Annotated in this window: 14 protein-coding genes; 7 read left to right on the top strand and 7 right to left on the bottom strand. The window is 61.1% G+C overall.

Going from position 1 to position 17,633, the window contains the following annotated elements:
* Nucleotides 1-85 precede the first annotated feature (85 nt).
* On the top strand, nucleotides 86-2,161 hold the full coding sequence (locus ACVW0R_RS12465; RefSeq protein ID WP_240527836.1) for a DUF1796 family putative cysteine peptidase: 2,076 nt from the start codon (nucleotides 86-88) through the stop codon (nucleotides 2,159-2,161).
* A gap of 55 nt (nucleotides 2,162-2,216) precedes the next feature.
* On the opposite strand, the gene ACVW0R_RS12460 is transcribed toward ACVW0R_RS12465, so the two are convergent.
* The gene (locus ACVW0R_RS12460; protein ID WP_457502133.1) at nucleotides 2,217-3,335 is read right to left on the bottom strand and encodes a hypothetical protein; all 1,119 of its coding nucleotides are present in this window, start codon (nucleotides 3,333-3,335) and stop codon (nucleotides 2,217-2,219) included.
* A 144-nt stretch (nucleotides 3,336-3,479) separates the two neighbouring features.
* On the opposite strand from ACVW0R_RS12460, the gene ACVW0R_RS12455 reads away from it, so the two are divergent.
* The 4 genes from ACVW0R_RS12455 (at nucleotide 3,480) to arsJ (ending at nucleotide 8,960) form a co-directional block, all read left to right on the top strand.
* Nucleotides 3,480-5,351: an N-acetylmuramoyl-L-alanine amidase gene (locus ACVW0R_RS12455; protein ID WP_011430995.1), complete on the top strand. Its 1,872-nt coding sequence runs from the start codon at nucleotides 3,480-3,482 to the stop codon at nucleotides 5,349-5,351.
* Between the two features lie 150 nt (nucleotides 5,352-5,501).
* Nucleotides 5,502-6,380: a glutamate racemase gene (gene murI, locus ACVW0R_RS12450; RefSeq protein WP_011430994.1), complete on the top strand. Its 879-nt coding sequence runs from the start codon at nucleotides 5,502-5,504 to the stop codon at nucleotides 6,378-6,380.
* 245 nt (nucleotides 6,381-6,625) lie between these two features.
* Nucleotides 6,626-7,636, top strand: a complete 1,011-nt coding sequence (locus tag ACVW0R_RS12445; RefSeq protein WP_011430993.1) for an ArsJ-associated glyceraldehyde-3-phosphate dehydrogenase — start codon at nucleotides 6,626-6,628, stop codon at nucleotides 7,634-7,636.
* Nucleotides 7,637-7,673: 37 nt separating this feature from the next.
* The gene (arsJ, locus tag ACVW0R_RS12440; protein WP_011430992.1) at nucleotides 7,674-8,960 is read left to right on the top strand and encodes an organoarsenical effux MFS transporter ArsJ; all 1,287 of its coding nucleotides are present in this window, start codon (nucleotides 7,674-7,676) and stop codon (nucleotides 8,958-8,960) included.
* A 4-nt stretch (nucleotides 8,961-8,964) separates the two neighbouring features.
* On the opposite strand, the gene proB is transcribed toward arsJ, so the two are convergent.
* Nucleotides 8,965-10,080: a glutamate 5-kinase gene (gene proB, locus ACVW0R_RS12435; protein ID WP_457502132.1), complete on the bottom strand. Its 1,116-nt coding sequence runs from the start codon at nucleotides 10,078-10,080 to the stop codon at nucleotides 8,965-8,967.
* 152 nt (nucleotides 10,081-10,232) lie between these two features.
* Here proB and psb29 point away from each other — a divergent pair, with 152 nt between their 5' ends.
* Nucleotides 10,233-10,952: a photosystem II biogenesis protein Psp29 gene (gene psb29, locus ACVW0R_RS12430; protein ID WP_011430990.1), complete on the top strand. Its 720-nt coding sequence runs from the start codon at nucleotides 10,233-10,235 to the stop codon at nucleotides 10,950-10,952.
* 6 nt (nucleotides 10,953-10,958) lie between these two features.
* On the opposite strand, the gene ACVW0R_RS12425 is transcribed toward psb29, so the two are convergent.
* Nucleotides 10,959-11,669 (bottom strand): esterase/lipase family protein, encoded by a 711-nt coding sequence (locus tag ACVW0R_RS12425; protein WP_011430989.1) that lies wholly within the window; start codon nucleotides 11,667-11,669, stop codon nucleotides 10,959-10,961.
* A 3-nt stretch (nucleotides 11,670-11,672) separates the two neighbouring features.
* Complete coding sequence (locus ACVW0R_RS12420; RefSeq protein ID WP_099812932.1) at nucleotides 11,673-12,197, bottom strand: GNAT family N-acetyltransferase; 525 nt, start codon at nucleotides 12,195-12,197, stop codon at nucleotides 11,673-11,675.
* Between the two features lie 174 nt (nucleotides 12,198-12,371).
* Between ACVW0R_RS12420 and ACVW0R_RS12415 the strand changes: the two genes are divergently transcribed.
* On the top strand, nucleotides 12,372-13,091 hold the full coding sequence (locus ACVW0R_RS12415) for a DUF554 domain-containing protein (RefSeq protein WP_011430987.1): 720 nt from the start codon (nucleotides 12,372-12,374) through the stop codon (nucleotides 13,089-13,091).
* Nucleotides 13,092-13,320: 229 nt separating this feature from the next.
* Here the strand turns inward: ACVW0R_RS12415 and ACVW0R_RS12410 are convergent, their stop codons facing one another.
* The 3 genes from ACVW0R_RS12410 to ACVW0R_RS12400 all read right to left on the bottom strand — a co-directional run bounded on the left by ACVW0R_RS12410 (nucleotide 13,321) and on the right by ACVW0R_RS12400 (nucleotide 17,246).
* Nucleotides 13,321-14,634 (bottom strand): M16 family metallopeptidase, encoded by a 1,314-nt coding sequence (locus ACVW0R_RS12410; RefSeq protein WP_011430986.1) that lies wholly within the window; start codon nucleotides 14,632-14,634, stop codon nucleotides 13,321-13,323.
* Nucleotides 14,634-15,941: a M16 family metallopeptidase gene (locus ACVW0R_RS12405; protein ID WP_457502131.1), complete on the bottom strand. Its 1,308-nt coding sequence runs from the start codon at nucleotides 15,939-15,941 to the stop codon at nucleotides 14,634-14,636. The genes ACVW0R_RS12410 and ACVW0R_RS12405 overlap by 1 nt, the downstream gene beginning before the upstream one ends.
* 114 nt (nucleotides 15,942-16,055) lie before the next feature.
* Nucleotides 16,056-17,246, bottom strand: a complete 1,191-nt coding sequence (locus ACVW0R_RS12400) for a site-2 protease family protein (protein WP_011430984.1) — start codon at nucleotides 17,244-17,246, stop codon at nucleotides 16,056-16,058.
* Between the last annotated feature and the right edge of the window lie 387 nt (nucleotides 17,247-17,633).

Genomic DNA, 17,633 nt, shown 5'->3' with positions numbered 1-17,633 from the left:
GTCAGCGTCGCGTAGTGACAACGGAAACGGACAGAATGCTATCGCTTCACCGCTGAGCAGTAATGCTCAGCAGTGTTCAGCGTAAATGTATCAGTACCGGTACCTGCGCGTTCAGGCCGATGGCGAAGTTATTTGGGAAGCCACCGATAGGAATCGCTGGGTGCCGCTTGAGCCGGAACCTTTGCCGGCAGTTTTGATCGTGGAAGATGGCGAGTTTGGCCGGATCCCTTTCTATCCATACGGCTATTTTGCCTTGCCGGTGAGCGAGCCTGAGCCCGAAGATTGTCCGGGACTGAAGATAGTCGTCTTGGGCAGTTCGGTGGCCCTGGGGTGCAGCGCCTGGCTGTTGCGAGGATGGGCCTGGCTGTTGCAGAAAGCTCTACGAGAACGCTATGGCCATCAAGTGCGGAACCTCTCCGAATTGGGGGCAAACGTCAGCCGAACCCTGGCCCGATTTGAGCAGGTGGTGATCCCTGAACATCCCGATGTCGTTATTGTTGCCTTGTCTTTGGGAAATGAAGGCTTGGCCACGGCTCTGCCGGAGCATCGCCGTGCCGTCCAAAGGCGGTTTGAAAACGGCCTGCAGCGGTTAATTCAGCGAATTCAAGACATTGGAGCCTTGCCAGTTTTGGGAGGGGTTTACCCCCATGCAGACTACGGCCTAGAACAGCATCTGCTTTTGCAGGAAACTCAGCAAAGGATGCTCAGTTGGGGATGCCCCGTGTTCAACTGGCTGCCCATCTTAGACGATGGCCAGGGGCGCTGGAAGCCAGATCTGGCTTTTGACGCGGCCCACCCTAATACCAAGGGGCACCAACTCATGTTTGCGGCTATTGACCTCTCGATTTTTGATCCCAACACTGTGAAGTCAGCCCCCCTAAAGCTGGCATCATCCAAAGAAAAGCTGATTTTTGAGGATCCCTCTGGCTTTTGGGCGGCCTTGGAGGGTCAGAATCGATTCCGCCTTGTTAATATTACTCCTTATGATTACACCTTGACACCGACTTGGCAATCTTTACAAGCTGCTTTTCAAGAAGCTCGACTACAGCCAGGCTTATATATTGGTAAAAGCGGTGAGAAAGGGCAAGATCAACCTTTGTACTCCCTCTCCATTCATGAGAATGGCTTGATTCAAACAACCCTTTCCATTCCCCCAGATGCCGACCTTGTCTTTTCTCCGGCAGCCGATTTTTTCTCTCCGGAATCCTCAGAAATAGTCTTTAGTGACGGGACTCTAACACTCCTCAAACTTAGCTACCCATCCGCCGGCTTGGATCCCAAGCCCCGCCTGTGTGTGATTAACCAAAGCAGCTATGAGTACAACATCCACCCTATGTGGAAAGAAGTGCGGGCTGCCCTCAAAGCTCTGCCAACAGGCGTTTATGAGGATCCCCTCTATCGCGATGCTCCCTTTCGCACGTTGATGATTGGAGAGGGGGGGTTGGAAAGCCGGGTCAAGGCTGCTCCCAACTCGGTCATGCTATTGGAATACACATGCGCCTTATCTGATATTCATCGCGTTGCTGTTGTTCCCCTGGGGGATCGCTGTGCGGTGCGGATGCTGCTCTACAAGTTGGAATACGACGGGCCTGCCTTTCCGTTTGATCTAACCCGCACCAGCAACCTAGCGGATGTAGCCGATATGATCCACCACGAGTTTCAGGGCATGTGGGATCCGCAATATTTGCACTACAGCCCTGAAGACAGGCGAATTTATCACAGCAAGTGGACAGGTCTTTCTTTCGGCCATGAGGTGGAAGAGGGGGAAGACCCCCTGCAGAATATGAATCCAATCCATGAGCGGATGCGGACTCGTTATACAGCTCGCGCCAAGCGCTTTCTATATGTCTTGGAAAAGGCGGACAAGATCTTGTTCGTGCGCACAGGCGGCTGTCAGCGGGGCGCGGTGATCGACTTGATGGATAAATTGTCCGCTAAGCGAAAGGGCAAGCCCTTCCTACTCCTTATCATTTCCCCTCAGCCTTCAGAGGAGTTTGCCGGGATCCCCAATGTCATCCACTACGATATGGAGTTCAACCCCGACCGCATGTGTGCGGATCCCGAGCATTGGCGGTACTGCACAGAGATCATGAGAGAGATCCTCCATTCTCTGGGAGTTTCCAGCCGCAATCTTTTCTGGTGTCCTCCCCAGCCGGCTTAATTGCCTGAGATCCTACCTAGAATGCGATGCCGGTAGGATCCTGCTCTGCCCTACCTCAGCGGTGTTTGCTTGGCACAGAAAGAGCATCAGCCCAGAGGATCAGCCTTGCTTGTAGGTTTAGCCAAATCCCATCGTTCATTCGCAATAAAAATACGATATACAAGCCCAATATAAACAAAATGCACAAGTTCCCTAACCATTTGTAGGTCTGGATAATTTGGTCGGCACTCCAGCCAAAATCATCAACCAAGCGGTTCATATCCCCACCAGCATCCCCCTGGCCACACAGCAGAGTTCCCCACGGGATCGGAGCTAGCCCTTTTTGGATTCTGTGCCATTGCCAAAAGCTTCTCCAGAGGCTGCTGGCTGCAACTCCCAGAACGACGAATCGCCAAAAGTCCCACCGCCAGCGATCTGGCAAGCGAAGATAAAAGCAGGCCATCAAGAAGGTGCTGATGTAAAACTCGCCGCCCACGCCGCCAAAGGTAATTAGCATTTCTTTGGTGCGATTGGGCATTAGCCAGGTCATATAAAACTGCAGCAGCGCAAGAACAACAACCAATGCCTGTAGCCATCGAATCCGCTCCTTGCGGGTCAACCAGAATAGCAAGCTCAGCAAAAAGAGGATCCCAAAGTACACAAAGGGATCCTTTTCCGGACTGATGCTGGTCCAGCCAAAAGGTAAGGGCAAAGCTCGATGCCCGCTCCACCAGGCAATGCTGGCATGGCCCAGCTCGTGAATCCAAATGTGCCAAGGCAAATGTAACAACTCCAATAGGGCAATGCTGTTTACCAGCAGGGCTACCACAAATGCAACTGGGTAAGCCCAGATATTTATCGCCCAGCTATCAAAAGAAAACCGATCCCATCGCTTTTGGGATCTCAAACGCAGGCTGCGCTGCCAAAGCAACTGAGAGCCACAGAAAGCGCGGATTTCCAATTGCTCTAGGCGTGGAATCCGCAGTTGCTTCACCATCAAAAACAGCCGGGCCACAACAACCGGCGGAGAGGGGCTTTGGGACGGGGATCCCAGCAGGTCGATGCGCAAGGTGTTGTCGGCAAGATACACTTGCGCGGGCCAGCGCCACTTCAGGAGCTCTGCCCGAACCACCCGCAGGATCGCTTGGCTGTCCCCAGCGCGGGCCAGGGGGAGGGGATCAGGTAGGGGGGACATCCACACTCCAGAGGCAGGACGAGGATCCCTACCCATTGTGGCCTGGGCCGACTGGCAACGGCGAAATTGCGCTCCCTCTCAGGCCGCTCTGGGGGGAGCTTGGTATAGTTGAGGGCAGCAGGTGTGCCGGAGTGGGTGCAATTCATGCCTGGATTGGAACGGGAGCCCAAACTGTCTAGGCAGAGCTCTCTGTGGGGGGCAACGCTGCTGCTGGGCTTGGCCGGAGCAGGTTTATTTTCCCCCTTGCCCGCTCAAGCAGAGCTGACCGCCGTTCCTGGCTTGTCTCGCATCGAGAGTTGGCACTACGACCCGCAGCGGGGATGGCTAGAGGTCAACACCCAGGGAGAGGTGCGTCCTTTTCTGTTTGTGCTGCAAAACCCTCCTAGGGTAGTGCTGGATTTTCCCAACACTCTCTTTGGGCGGGAGCCCCAAACCCAGACCTTTCCGGGGCGGGTTACCTCGTTGGAGATCAAACAGTTCACCCCAACGATCACTCGCTTTGTGCTGCACCTGCAGCCGGATCAGCCTCTCAGCCTCGACCAACTGCAACTGCTCACGGCTGGTCCCTCCCGCTGGGCTGTCCAGTTCCTCCAACCCGAGCAGCCCTTGCCCGCAGCAGCACCGCTATTTCCCTCGGCAGCCGGCCCCAGGGATCCCATCTCACCGTCCCCGCCGCTGCCCCGCCGCCCCGAAGCCAGCCCACTCTCTCCTCCTGCAACCTCCCCTTCCAGCCATCGGATCTTGGCCATTTCTCCGCAAGCGGAGGGCTTTTTCATCCGCACTCAGGGTAGCCCTTCCACCACGGTGCGGCGCATCCTCGATCCGGATCGAGTGGTGGTGGATTTTCTCAACACCACCCTCAGCCCCGCCCTCACCCAGCGGGTCTATACCGTCAACCGCCTGGGGGTTTCGCGGCTGCGGGTGGGGCAATTCGAGCCCACCATCGCCCGCGTGGTCTTGGATGTGGATCCTTCCAGTGGCGACTGGGAGGCCCGCTACGACCCGCAGCAGGGAGGAATCTGGATCCAGCCCGCCGGGGGTGCTGCCCAGGCCAGCCTTCTGCCCGATCTCAGCTCTGCCGACTCCCAAGGGCCCCTGGCTACCTTGCGCTCTGTGGAGCTGCGGGGGAATCAGCTCATCATCAGCGCCGATGGGTTCATGTTCTACCGGGCCGGCTGGGATCCGGAAAGCGGCGGCTACCGCATCAACGTGGCACCGGCCCGCCTACCCGAGTCCTTGCCGGATCCCGGCTTGCCAATTGGAGGGCCGGTGCAGCGGATCCGCTTTGTGCAGGAAGATGCCCGCACGGTCAGCATTCTGGTGCAACCTGCCGAAGAGTTCAACGTCTTTGAGCCCAATCCCGGCCAGGGATCCCGCCGCATCACCCTGGAGCTGCGCCCCCTCCACGCTCCGCCGTCCGCACCCCAGCCGCAACCGCCTGCCCAAGCTTCCCTTCCTTCCCGCCGGGGCCGGACGGTCATCGCCATCGATCCAGGCCACGGCGGACGGGATCCCGGTGCCATTGGGGTGGGTGGGATCCAGGAAAAGGACATCGTGCTCTCCGTTTCCCACCAGGTACGACACCTGTTGCAAGAGCGGGGGTATGAGGTGGTGATGACCCGCACCGACGACCGGGAAGTGCTGCTGCAGCCGCGGGTGGATATGGCCGTGCAGGCCAACGCCACTCTGCTGGTGAGCATCCACGCCAATGCTCTAGAGCGCTCCAGCATCCACGGCATTGAGACCTACTACCTGCGGCCCGACAGCGCCGAGCTGGCTGTGGTCTTGCACCGCAGCTTGGTGAGGGCCAGCGGCGCCGCCGACCGGGGGGTGCGACGGGCCCGCTTCTTCATGGTGCGGGAAACGCCGGTGGGCATGCCTTCGGTGCTGCTGGAGCTGGGGTATGTAACCAACCCAACCGAAGGGCGAAAGTTGGCTACCCCCGAATACCAGGCCATTTTGGCGCGGGCCATTGCCGAGGGCATCGAGGCCTTTCTGCGTAGCCGCCAAAGATAGGGACTCGGTCGGATCTTTGGTTTGAGCCGTTCGCCCCTACGGCCCACTCCGTGAAGGGACGAAGTCCCAGGGTAGGGAAGCTGTCGCCGAGACTCTCGGAAGCAGGGTAGGATACAGCAGCTTCAGCCAAGGTGTTGAGGAGAACGGAGCATGCGTTGGGAGTGGGGATCAGATCCGGATCCCAGTTGGCCAATTGGGGTGTTTGACAGTGGCTTGGGCGGGCTCACCGTCTGGCGGGCCCTGCGCCGTCGCTTGCCCCAGGAGCGCCTTGTCTACTTTGCCGACACGGCGCGGCTGCCCTATGGGGATCGCTCCGCCGAGGAGATCTTGACTTTTGTGCGGCAGATCCTCCGCTGGATGCAGGCGCAGCCGGTGAAGGTGGTGGTGATGGCCTGCAACACCAGCTCGGCACTGGCCCTGGAGCAGGTGCAGCAGGAGTTTGCCCTGCCCATTCTGGGGCTGATCCTGCCCGGCGCCCAGGCGGCCCTGGCCCAGGGATCCCGCATTGGGGTCATTGCCACGGCAGCCACGGTCAAAAGCCGCGCCTACTCCAAGGCCATTCAAGAGTACAGCGCCCTGGATCCCCGGCGCTTTCCCCAACCTGTCCAGTGCTGGGAGCAGGCCTGCCCGGAGTTCGTCCCCCTCATCGAAGCCGGCCAGTTGGACGGCCCCGAGCTGCGCCAAGCGGCTGAACGCTATTTGCAGCCGCTCCTGCAACAGGGGATCGACACCCTCGTCTACGGCTGCACCCACTACCCGCTGCTGGATCCTCTCCTGAAGTCCTTGCTGCCCTCTTCGGTCAGACGGGTGGATCCCGGCGTGGCGCTGGTGGGATCCCTGGCCCGGGAACTCAGCCTCTGGGGCCTGCGCCGACCCTCAACTGCTAGCCAGGCAGAACCTCACCGCTTCTATGTGAGTGGGGATCCGGAGCGGTTTGCCCAGTTGGCCACTCCTTGGCTGGGCTTTCGACCCCAGGTGGAACGGGTGGAATGGCCGGCCTTGGACGTCAACAACTCCCGCCGGCCCTAGGCGAGAGCAGCAGGCCAGCCCAGGCAAATTGGCCCTACTTGCCCCCCTGTTGCTGCAGCGATCCCACAGGTTCCCTGCCTGCAGCCAGGTCGACACGGAGCAAGGGACAGGGAAAGGCCCTTTGGGTGGCTTTGGAATTGGAAGAGTGCAAGGTTGCCCAGGGCCTGGCCGATTCTCCTTAACTTGATAACCCCGAGTTAGCTCTGGTAGGCTTTAGGCGAGATTCGGCTGGGGGGAGGGGATCTATGGCGGCACGGGTGGGTATCAACGGTTTTGGCCGCATTGGGCGTTTGGTGCTGCGGGCGGCTTGGGGTTGGCCGGAGCTGGAGTTTGCCCACATCAACGAGATCAAAGGTGGGCCTGCTACTGCGGCTCACCTGCTCAAGTTCGACTCAGTGCAGGGCCGCTGGAACACCGACATCGAGGCATCTGAGCAACGGCTGCGCATCCAAGACAAAACCCTTACCTTCAGCGAGTTCAAATCTCCCGGCGAAGTCCCTTGGGCGGATCTGGGGATCGACCTGGTGCTGGAGTGCTCGGGCAAATTCGTCAAGGCGGCAGAGCTGGATGCCTACTTCAAAGCAGGGGTGCGCAAAGTCATTGTGGCTGCCCCCGTCCAGGATGAAGAGGCCCTCAACATCGTCATGGGCGTCAACGACCACCTCTACGACCCCGCTCGCCACCATTTGCTCACAGCCGCCTCCTGCACCACCAACTGCCTGGCCCCCTTGGTAAAGGTCATCCACGAGGGGATCGGCATCCTGCACGGGGTGATCACCACCGTCCACGACGTCACCAATACCCAAAGTATGGTGGATGCCCCCCACAAAGACCTGCGGCGGGCCCGCTCGGCTCTGCTGTCTTTGGTGCCCACCACCACCGGCTCGGCCAAGGCCATCGGCCTCATCTACCCTGAGCTGAAGGGAAAGCTCAACGGCCTTGCCGTGCGCGTGCCCCTGCTCAATGCCTCTTTGACCGACGCGGTGTTCGAGGTAAAGCGGCCCACCACGGTGGAAGAGGTGAATCATCTCTTAAAAACGGCAGCCGAGGGGGAACTCAAGGGCATCCTTGGCTATGAGGAGCTGCCGCTGGTCTCGGTGGATTTCAAGGGGGATCCCCGCTCCAGCATTGTGGATGCCCCTTCCACCATGGTGGTAGATGGCACGCAGGTGAAGATCCTGGCCTGGTACGACAACGAATGGGGCTACGCCAACCGCATGGCGGAATTGGCCCGCAAGGTGGCCCTCAGTTTATAGAAGCGTTTTTTGAAGCATCCCCCTTGGAGGCCTGCCCATGACTGCTGTCTCGAGCGCCCAAGCTGCCGCCGTGCGCAACTATGCCCTGGTAACGGCTGCCTACTGGGGCTTTACCCTCACCGACGGCGCCATCCGCATGTTGGTGCTGCTCCACTTCCACAAGTTGGGCTTCACCCCGATTCAGATTGCCATGCTGTTTCTCTTCTACGAGATCTTTGGGGTGATCACCAACTTTCTGGGCGGCTGGATTGGATCCCTGTTTGGCCTGCGGCTGACGCTGTACGGGGGCATCGCCATCCAGATCTTCGGCTTGGTGATGCTGGGGGTGATCAACCTGCAATGGCCGGTCTGGGGCCAGGTGGCCTATGTGATGACGGCCCAAGCCCTGGCCGGGATCGCCAAAGATCTCACCAAGATGAGCTCCAAAAGCGCCATCCGCCTGGTGGTGCCCAAGGAGGCCGAGTCCCGCCTCTTCCGCTGGGTGGCCATGCTGACGGGATCCAAAAACGCCCTCAAGGGGGTAGGGTTTTTCGTCGGGGCGGCCCTGCTGCAGATCTTCACTGAGATCTACGGGGATCCCATGGGCTTCCGCATGGCCAATTTCGTCCAGGCGGGGGCGCTGGCTTTGATCTTCTGTTCCGGGATCCTGCTGCCGGCGGACATGGGCAAGGTCAAGGCCAAGATCCCCTTCAAGCGGCTGTTTTCCAAAAGCCGCGAGATCAACCTCCTCTCAGCCGCCCGCTTTTTCCTCTTTGGGTCGCGCGATGTGTGGTTTGTGGTGGCCCTGCCGGTGTTCCTCTACGACAGCCTAGGCTGGAGCTTTATGCAGGTGGGCAGCTACATGGCCCTCTGGGTCATTGGCTATGGGATCATCCAGTTCCTAGCGCCCCAGCTCCTGGGAGGAGGTCGCCCGGGTCGCGCCCCCAAGGCCCGCACCATCCAGATCTGGACGTTCACCTTGACGGCGGTGCCGGCACTCATTGCTACCGCTTTTATGGCCGGCCTGCCGCCGCAATGGGTGGTTACCGGCGGCCTCATCCTCTTCGGGATCGTCTTTGCCTTCAACTCGGCGGTGCACTCCTATCTGGTACTGGCCTACACAGAGGATGACGATGTCGCCCTCAACGTGGGCTTTTACTACATGGCCAACTCCGGTGGGCGCCTGCTGGGGACGGTGACTTCGGGGATCCTCTTCCAGCTTTACGGTCTGGAGGGCTGCCTCTGGTTTTCCACCCTGTTGATTTTGATGGCAGGGCTGTTTTCGCTGAAATTGCCCGATCCCAGCAAAACCCCCGTGGAGTGGGTGGTTAAGCCGGGGGATTGAGGTGTTAGTCAAGCAGGGCCAGGTTATCCCGGTGAACCGCTGTATCGACTCCCTCGTAGCCCAAGATGTAGGGGATCTCGGCGGTTTTCTTGCCTTTGATCCGCCGCAGTTCCTCGGCGCTGTAGTTGACCAGGCCCCGCCCCACCTCCCGTCCGCCGGGATCGCACAGGCGCACGGCTGCCCCTGCCTCAAAGTCGCCAGAAACGTCGGTGATCCCTGCCGGCAGCAGCGAGCGCCCCTGCTCACAGACTGCCCTTACAGCTCCCTCATCCAGAGTCAGGGATCCCTCGGGGATGAGGCCGTAGGCAATCCACCGCTTGCGAGCACTAACGGGCTGGGGAGCTGGCTCAAAGCGGGTGCCGATGGGCTCTCCGGCCAAGATGGCCGGGATCTGATCGGGCCGTTTGCCGTTGGTGATCACCACCGTCACGCCGGCGGCTGTGGCGATTTGAGCCGCCGTGAGCTTGGTTGCCATGCCGCCGGTGCCCCAGCCACTGTTGCCGTGGGCTTCCGCCTTCACCCGCAAAGGCATGCCGTGCTCCACCCGCTCGATGGGCTCGGCGGAGGGATCGCGGTGGGGATCAGCGGAGTAGAGCCTGTCCACATCGGTGAGGAGGATCAGCCACTTGGCCTGCACCATGCTCGCCACCAGGGCAGAGAGGGAGTCGTTGTCGCCAAACTTCAGCTCCTCCACTGCCACCGTATCGTTCTCGTTGACGATAGGGATAACCCCCATCTGCAACAGCTGGGCAAAGGTGCGATTGGCATTGACATAGCGGCTGCGCTCCACAAAGTCGCCGCGGGTGAGCAGCACCTGAGCAATGGGTTGGTTGAGAGCAGAGAAGAGATCATCGTATAGGCGAATTAGCCGTCCCTGCCCCACTGCTGCCACCGCCTGTTTTTCTGCAATTGCCGTGGGTCGTTGGTGCAGGCCCAGGCGGGCACAGCCTACCCCTACCGCTCCGGAGGAGACAAGGATTACCGCATAGCCCTGGCTGCGCAGCCGAGTCAGCACCTCCACCAGCGGCCCCAGCACGGAAAGGCGCAGCGAGCCCGTCTGCATGTCTGTCAAGCTGGAGGTGCCGATCTTCACCACCACTGTTCCCTCTGTTGCTGCCATCTTCTCATTCGATCCACTTGTTCGATCCAGCCAGGGTTCCCCATCCGTATCCCACCATAGCGGAACCGGGGCCCTTGCTTGCCCTCAGAGTCGCTGCAGGGGACAATAGAGGAAAGCAATAAATCTGCCTCAAGGTCTCTCTTTCTCTGCCTGTGAACCCTGTTCGTACCCTCTCCGCCACCAAAGCGGCCTTTTTCAGCGCCTACCCTCGTCCGATCAACGCCGCCTACCGGCGAGTGGTGGAGGAGTTGCTGGTGGAGCTGCACCTGACCACCGTCAACAGCGCCTTCGTCTACGATCCTTTTTTTGCCCTGGGTCTGGTTACTCTCTACGACAGCCTGATGGAAGCCTACCATCCCCCAGAGCAGCGCGAGGCCATCTTCAACGCCCTCTGCAAGGCGCTGCACCTGAAGCCGGAGGTGTTGCGCAAGAACGCCCGCGACCTGCTGGAGCTGATGCGCAGCGGGGATCCCGTCCAGCGATACAACCTGCTCTGTCTCAAGCCGGAGGCAGAAGATGTGGGCGGGCTGAAGGCGATTTTGCAGCGCATGACCCAGCCCCCCTACGCCTACAGCCGAGTTTTGGCGGTTGGCCTCTACACGGCCTACGAAGCGGTGGCCACCTCGCTCTACAAGGAGCCGGAAGAGCGCACCCGCCACTTTCTGGAGGACGTGATCGGCAACCTACCCTTTTCGCCGGAGCGAGTCAAAAAAGATCTGGAGCTTTACCGCAGCAACTTGGATCGCCTGAAGCAGGCGCGGGCCATCGTCGAGGAGATGGTGAAAGCGGCCCGGCGCCAACAGGAGCGCCGCCAATCCACCGCCTCGCTGCCCGAGACTCCCGCCGCCGATCGCAGGGAGTCCAGCGGCTAAAACCCCCTAGACCAAATAGGGGGCCCACCTGTCCACCACCTCAGGCGAGCCGTACCAGCGCCGCCCGCCTCGACCAGAATGGTGACAGTCGGGAAGGGTGAGGTTGATGGCCCCTGGCAGATGGGCGGCCTCGATGGGGGTGATGCCATCTCCCCACAGCTCCCCTTGGCCGGCGGTAAGCCGGTAGCTGTTGTAGGCCAGCCAAGCCAGATAATGCTCCTGCCGCCATAGCGATCCCAGGCCCACGCGCCGCCCTTGGATGGCCTTGCCCGCCACACAGACGTATTTGACCTGTGGCCAGAAGGCTCCCGGGTAGTGGGTGTTAACGAAGTCCAGGTTGCGCCTTGTCCAGCGCTCCCGGCTGGTGTGCGGGGATCCCAGGCTAATTAGGGTGGAAACGTGCTCCCGCCCCTGCCAGACCTGCCCCCCGTAGGGCACGGATCCCAGGTAGATGCGGGCAATCCAGCCGCCCGCGGAGTGGGCCACCAGGTTAACCCGGTCCACTTCAAACTCGGCTTGGGTACGCCGAATCGTGGCCTGCAGCGCCTGCAAGATGGGCGTGACGGGCCTTCCTCCCAGGGTAGGCAGCCAACTGCGCACCTGCAGCGGCACCACCCGAGCCGGGTAACCGCGGGCCTCCAGCTCCCGACGCAAAGGCTCATACTCAGAGGCGCCCGCCAGATAACCGGGCAAGATCACCGTGGGCAGAGCAGCCATGGGCTAGCGGGGGTACCAGAACATGCCCTTGATCCCCTCCGGGTCGGGCGTAAAGCCCAGCCGCTCGTAGAAGCTAACCACATCGCGGTCGGCAAAGAGGGTGATGTTGCTGATGTCTTGGGCGCGCAGCTCGTGGATCACCTTTTCCATCAGCCGCCTGCCCAGCCCCCGGCCCTGAAACTCAGGATGCACCACCACATCCCAGATGGTGGCATTGAAGGCGTGGTCAGAGGTGGCGCGGGCAAAGCCGATGAGGCGACGGTAGCTGCCCCGCTGCTGCCACATCGACACCACCAGAAAACTGTGTTGCAGGGCTTTCCTAACCTTGTGGATGGGGCGACGCGACCACCCTACTGCATCGCAAAGTTCCTCCAGCTCATACAGATCCAAGTTGGGATCCAGGCTAAAGACAATAGTCTCCCCCCCCACCGCCAACGTTTCCTGGCGACGGTCGGCTTTGGCTGTTTGCGCCGGCTCTTTGGTTGTAGCGGCCCCTGCTGCCCCAAACAGGCCTTTCCAAAAGCTCATCTGAATTTTTGCCGAGTAAAAGCCCACCTCTAGCCTGGGCGGGCGTGTCCTCAGTATAGCCAGGATCGGCAGCAGAAATGGTGCATCTGCCCAGGTGTTTCCGCGCAGGCTTGGGACGAACCTTATATCCGAGACTGAGAAATAATCGAGAAAGCTTAGCTCTGGGCACGTTGTATGGCTCCTCCCGGCACCGGCACCCTTGTCAATGCCCTCGCGATCCTAGTGGGCAGCGGCCTCGGTTGGGCGGCGGGCCGTCGCCTGCCCGAACGCATAAGCCAAACCCTGTTGCAAGCCCTGGGATCCCTGGTGTTGGTCTTGGGGATCCAGATGGCTCTCACCCTCAGCAGCGCTGCCCAGGCGGTAACGGTTTTGCTGGCCCTGATCGGGGGGGCTTTGCTGGGGGAAGGGATCGACCTCGAGGCCGCCTTTGAGCGGCTGGGACAGGGCCTGGAAAAGCGGGTGAGCCCCTGGCTGGGCCCCAGCCCTATCGCCCGCGCCTTCGTGACCACCACCATCCTGTTTGTGGTCGGCCCCATGACTCTGCTGGGAGCTATCCAGGATGGCCTGGGGGATCCCTCGCTGCTCTTGGTCAAGGCCGCCTTGGATGGCATTGCCACCCTTGCCTTTACGGCCAGCCTCGGCTGGGGCACGCTGTTTTCCGCCCTGCCGGTGCTCTTGGTTCAGGGAGGCGTGGCCCTGCTGGCGCGGCAACTGCAGCCGCTGTTGCGCCCAGACCTGCTCGCCGCCTTGGAAGCCACTGGCGGGATCCTCATCCTGGGTATTGGCATTAACCTGCTCGGCCTGGCCCGCCTGCGGGTGGCCAACCTGCTGCCCGCTTTGGTGATTGTGGAGCTGCTGGTGGGATTTTTCCCCCTCTGGGATCTCGATTTCTAGGGAACTGGAGGGGGCTCTCGCCCTGGGGGAGAAGGGAACCCAGCACAAGAGCGTCTGGAACCTCCCTCTCTATCCTCTAAGCCCTACCCTGACCGCCGTCCTAGCTGCTGGGGGCCAGCAGCAGTAAGGGTCGCGTCTTGAAAAAGCCTGATCCGGAAACTGACCCGGTGCGCGGCAAGCCCCGTCGTGCCGCTGCGCAGAAGTCGGCAGCCTGCCTCGTGGCACCCACCTACAGTTCAACTTTTGCCAAAGCTTCTTCCGGCCCCACCAGGGCAATGGCCGGGTTGACCAGGTAGGTTGTTGCGGCCTGATGGAGATGGGCAGGGGTGAGCTGCCTTACTCGCTGCAAATACTGCTGGTCGAACTCCAGGCCCAGGCCCAAAATCTCGTACCAACCGGCCAGTTGGGCCACTTGGGCGTTGGTTTGTTTGCTGAGGGCATATTGGCCCAAGAGCTTGCGCTGGGCCATCTCCACTTCCTCGCCGCTCAGGAGGGTGTCGTGGAGGCGACGGATCTCCGCTTGCAGGCGCTCCAGGGCCACCAAAGTGTTCTCCGGTGCCGTGCCCAGGTAGGCCCCAAAAGGGGCGGGATCCCGGCGGGTGGCAAAAAAGGCCGAGACCTCATAGGCCAGGCCGCTGCGCTCGCGCAGCTCCACAAACAGGCGGCTGGACAGGCCGCTGCCCAGGTAGGTGGCCAATAGCTTCAGGGCCGGATAGTCGGCGGAAGCGGCAGGGGAGCCGCGGAAGCCCATCAAGATCGTCGTCTGCTGGGTGGGCTGGGGCAGCTTCAGCAGTTGCGGCCTCTCCAAGGGAGACAGCGGCAGGGCTGGGTCGGGGGCGGGCGGGCCGGCGCTCACCCAATCTCCCAGAGCCGCTTCCACTTGGGCCGCCACTGTCTCGGGCGGCTCTGGGCCGATCACCGCCATCACCATGCCCTCTGGGCGGCAGTAGGTGGCGTGGTAGGCCAGCAAATCCTCGCGGGTCAGGGATCCCACTGTTTCCACTCCTCCCAGCTCTGGCAGGGCGTAGGGGTGATCCCCATAGAGGGCCCGCCGCACCTGATCAAAAGCCAAGCTGAAAGGCCGTTCCTGTCGGGCGCGAATGGCTTGCAGCATCAAGTCCCGCTCCCGCGCCACCTCTGCCTCGGGAAAGCTGGGATCGCGGAGGATCTCCGCCAGCAACTGCAACAGCTCCGGAAAATCCTCCGCTACACAGCGCAGGGCGACCTCGAAATGATCGGCGGCGCTGTCTACCGAAAGGGAAGCTCCCAACGATTCCACCCAAGCGGCAATAGCCTGGGAGTCGCGCTGCCGGGTGCCCTTGGTGAGGACAGCGGCCAGCAACTGGCTCAAGCCCGCCTGCTGCGGTTGCTCTACCCGGCTGCCGCCGCGAAAAAAACAGTGGGCAGCCAGGATCTCCACCGCCGCGTTCTGGCCCACCAGCAGCGTGATGCCGTTGGTCAAGCAGAGGCGCTGCAGATGGCCGCGTTGGGTGGTGGACAGGGTGGGGTGCATTGGGCAAGGGATCCAAGACTGAAAGGCCATCAACGGCAGGCCAGTTGCAGCTCCGAAGCCGCGGCAGCGTCAGAGGCAGCCGGCTTGAGCAGAGCGACCACGTAAGCCTGAGGGGAGAGATACTGCTGCGCCAGCTCGCGGATTTGCGCCGGAGTAAACGCTTGCAACAGCTCCAGGTACTCCTGCAGGCGCTGTACCCCAACCAGGGTCTCGTAGTAGCCGTAGAGGCTGGCCAGTTGACTGGGGGACTCGGCGGAGAAGAGCAGCTCGTGGGTGAGCATGCGCCGGGCGCGATCCAGCTCCGCTTGGCCAATGCCGTCCTGCTGTAACTTCTCGATCTCGTGCAGGATGGTTGACTCCACCTGTGCCAAATCCTCTACCTCCAGTTGAGCGCTGATGCAAAAGAGCCCCCCCTCCTTCAGCACCAGCGAAGAGCAGCCGATAGCCCTCACCCAGCCCTGCTGCTCGCGCAACAGATGCACCAGCCGCGAACTACGGCCCTCCCCCAGCACTACGGCCAACAGCTCTAGGCCGCACACCTGCTCCCAGGCGTCGAGGCTGACAGTGGGCCAGGCTAATTTCAGGCGGGCCTCTTCTGCGCGGGCGTGGGCGCTTTCGCGGCGCAGAACCCCCTGCGGGCGGGGCTGAGGAGAGATCGGAGGGGCAATCCAACCAGGGCCACCGGCGGAGCCGCCAAACTCCTTTTCCACCAAGGCCAGAGCTCGCTCAGGATCAATGCCTCCCGTCACCACCACCGTCATGAATTCGGGTCGGTACCAGCCGCGGTGGTAGGCGCGTAGTAGCTCTGGGGTCAACCCCATCAGGCTTGCCGGCGTGCCCAGCACAGGTCGCCCATAGGGGTGCTCCACCCCAAAGGCAGTTTCCATGAGGAGCTGATAGGCGGTGTAGCCCAGGTTGTCAGCAGCGCGGCGAATCTCCTCCAAAATCACCTGCTGCTCTTGCTCAAACTCCTGATCGGGGATCCCGGCCCGCAACACTGCCTCCGCCAGATAGGGCAAAGTCTCCGGCAGATCGGCGGCAGCTACTGTCATGTAGTAGTGGGTGTAATCCTGGCCAGTAGCAGCGTTGGCAATTCCCCCCCGGCCCTCGATGGCCCGATCCAGCTCGCCGGGGGCCAGTCGCTCGCTGCCCTTGAAGACCATGTGCTCCAGAAAATGGGAGATGCCTAGCCACTCTGGTGGCTCGTTGCGCCCGCCTGTCCGAACCCAGACATCGACAGTTGCAGAATCGGCAATTGGGATAGGGTGAAGAATGACGCCCAGCCCGTTGCTCAGGCAATAGGTATGGGCAGGCAAAAGACGGTGTGTGCGATTCAAAATTCTTAATCGATAGAGATCATCCTTAATCTTATTAAATCTTAACGACGAAAGCCGCTCAAGACAGTATGTGAGGTCACCTTTCATCAAAAACCTGCCACAGCCCCTCTCTCGTCACGCTTGCTGCTGTGGATTAGGGGATCCCTCGCCGGCGAGGTTTTCTTCTACCTGGAAGCCAGGGGGCCATTCTTCGCTGTCGCGCAGCCTCTGCACCACCTCCTGGGGCAGTACCACCCCCAACTCCCGCGCCGCCACCGCTACCACATCGCCGCGGTCGATCAAGCCGGCAATGGCGCCGCTGGGGGTGAAGACCAGAATGCGGCGCGGCTCTGCCTGGCGCATCATCTGAATCACCTGGGGGATGGGGGTTTCCTCTTGCACCCCCTGCAGTTGCTCCATCGGCTTGAGAATGGCTTTGAGGGTGAGGTGATCCCACTGGCTACGCTCGATGTCGTTGAGCAGTTCCGGCCTGACCAGGCCGCGGTAGCGGCCATCTTCTTCGGCAAAATAAACGTCCGCTGGCTGAGCTGGGGCTTCCGGCCTGAGGGAAGAAGGCACCAGGTAGCGATCGACAAACTCCCGCAGGCTCATGCCCGCATCCACCACCCGAAACCGGCGGGTCATCACATCCGCAGCTTTTAGGCGGGCCAGCACCTGCTGCAGTTGCGCATACTGCTCATAGCGGCGGGCGCTGTTGACGATAAATAGGCCAATCAGGCCTATCCACAGGCCGTTGAGGCTCCCTAAGAACACCACCCACAACCCCAGGGCCACCAACCCCCAGCCTACCCCTTGCCCAGCGCGAGCCGCCCACAGCATGCCCTTTTGCCGATCCCCTGTCCAACCCCAGATCGCCGCTTTGAGCATCTGCCCCCCATCCAGGGGCAGTCCCGGCAGCAGATTAAACAGGGCAATCATTAGGTTGATGGCAGCCAGGCTGGCGAGGGTTGAGGTCAGGGGCGACCCCGGCCCAGCCCAAGCTCCGGCCACGCTAAAGAGGACAAACAAGCCCAAACTGAGAAGGGGCCCTGCCAGGGCCACCCAAAAAGCGCCCAGGGGACGGGGGACTTCCCGCTCAATGGCCGCCATGCCGCCAAAGATGAACAGGGTGATGGAACTCACCCGTACCCCATAGGCGCGGGCCACCAGGCTGTGGGCCAGCTCGTGAGCCAGCAAAGAGAGAAACAGCCCCAGGGCCGTCACCACGCCATAGGAGAGCACCAGCAACAGGGCCGCCGGAAACCAGGTGTAGTCAAGGAAGAGGGGGATCCCCCACAGGCTACCGATGCGCAGGCGACTGGTCATGGCGATGCAACTCCTTACAAAGCTCTTACTTGGGAGAAGGCCCAGGAAGGTGCCATTGCAGACTTGACGTGGGATCCCTCTTTTCCACTGTAGCCCTTTTGCCTGGTCTTCCTTCCCCACCCGCCGCCGCCAGCCCAGGGGAACAGCGGGGGGAGGTAACCGAGCTTGCCCTATCCCTAGGGGATCCTGAGGAGTTGCCTAGAGAACACCACCACCTACAACACCAGGCTTCTGAAGATTGTGATAACGTGGTTGGGCATTGGCTCGGCAGGGTTGTAAACCGGCGCTCAAAGGAGCATGACTCTAGTCAATGATATGCTGGACTATACTGAAAATAATGCCCAGTATGTTCAGTATGGCTGCTTGGTATGGCTAGGTATGTAAAAC

This window comes from Thermostichus sp. MS-CIW-15 (assembly GCF_054060575.1).
This window is presented reverse-complemented; position numbering and strand designations above follow the sequence as displayed.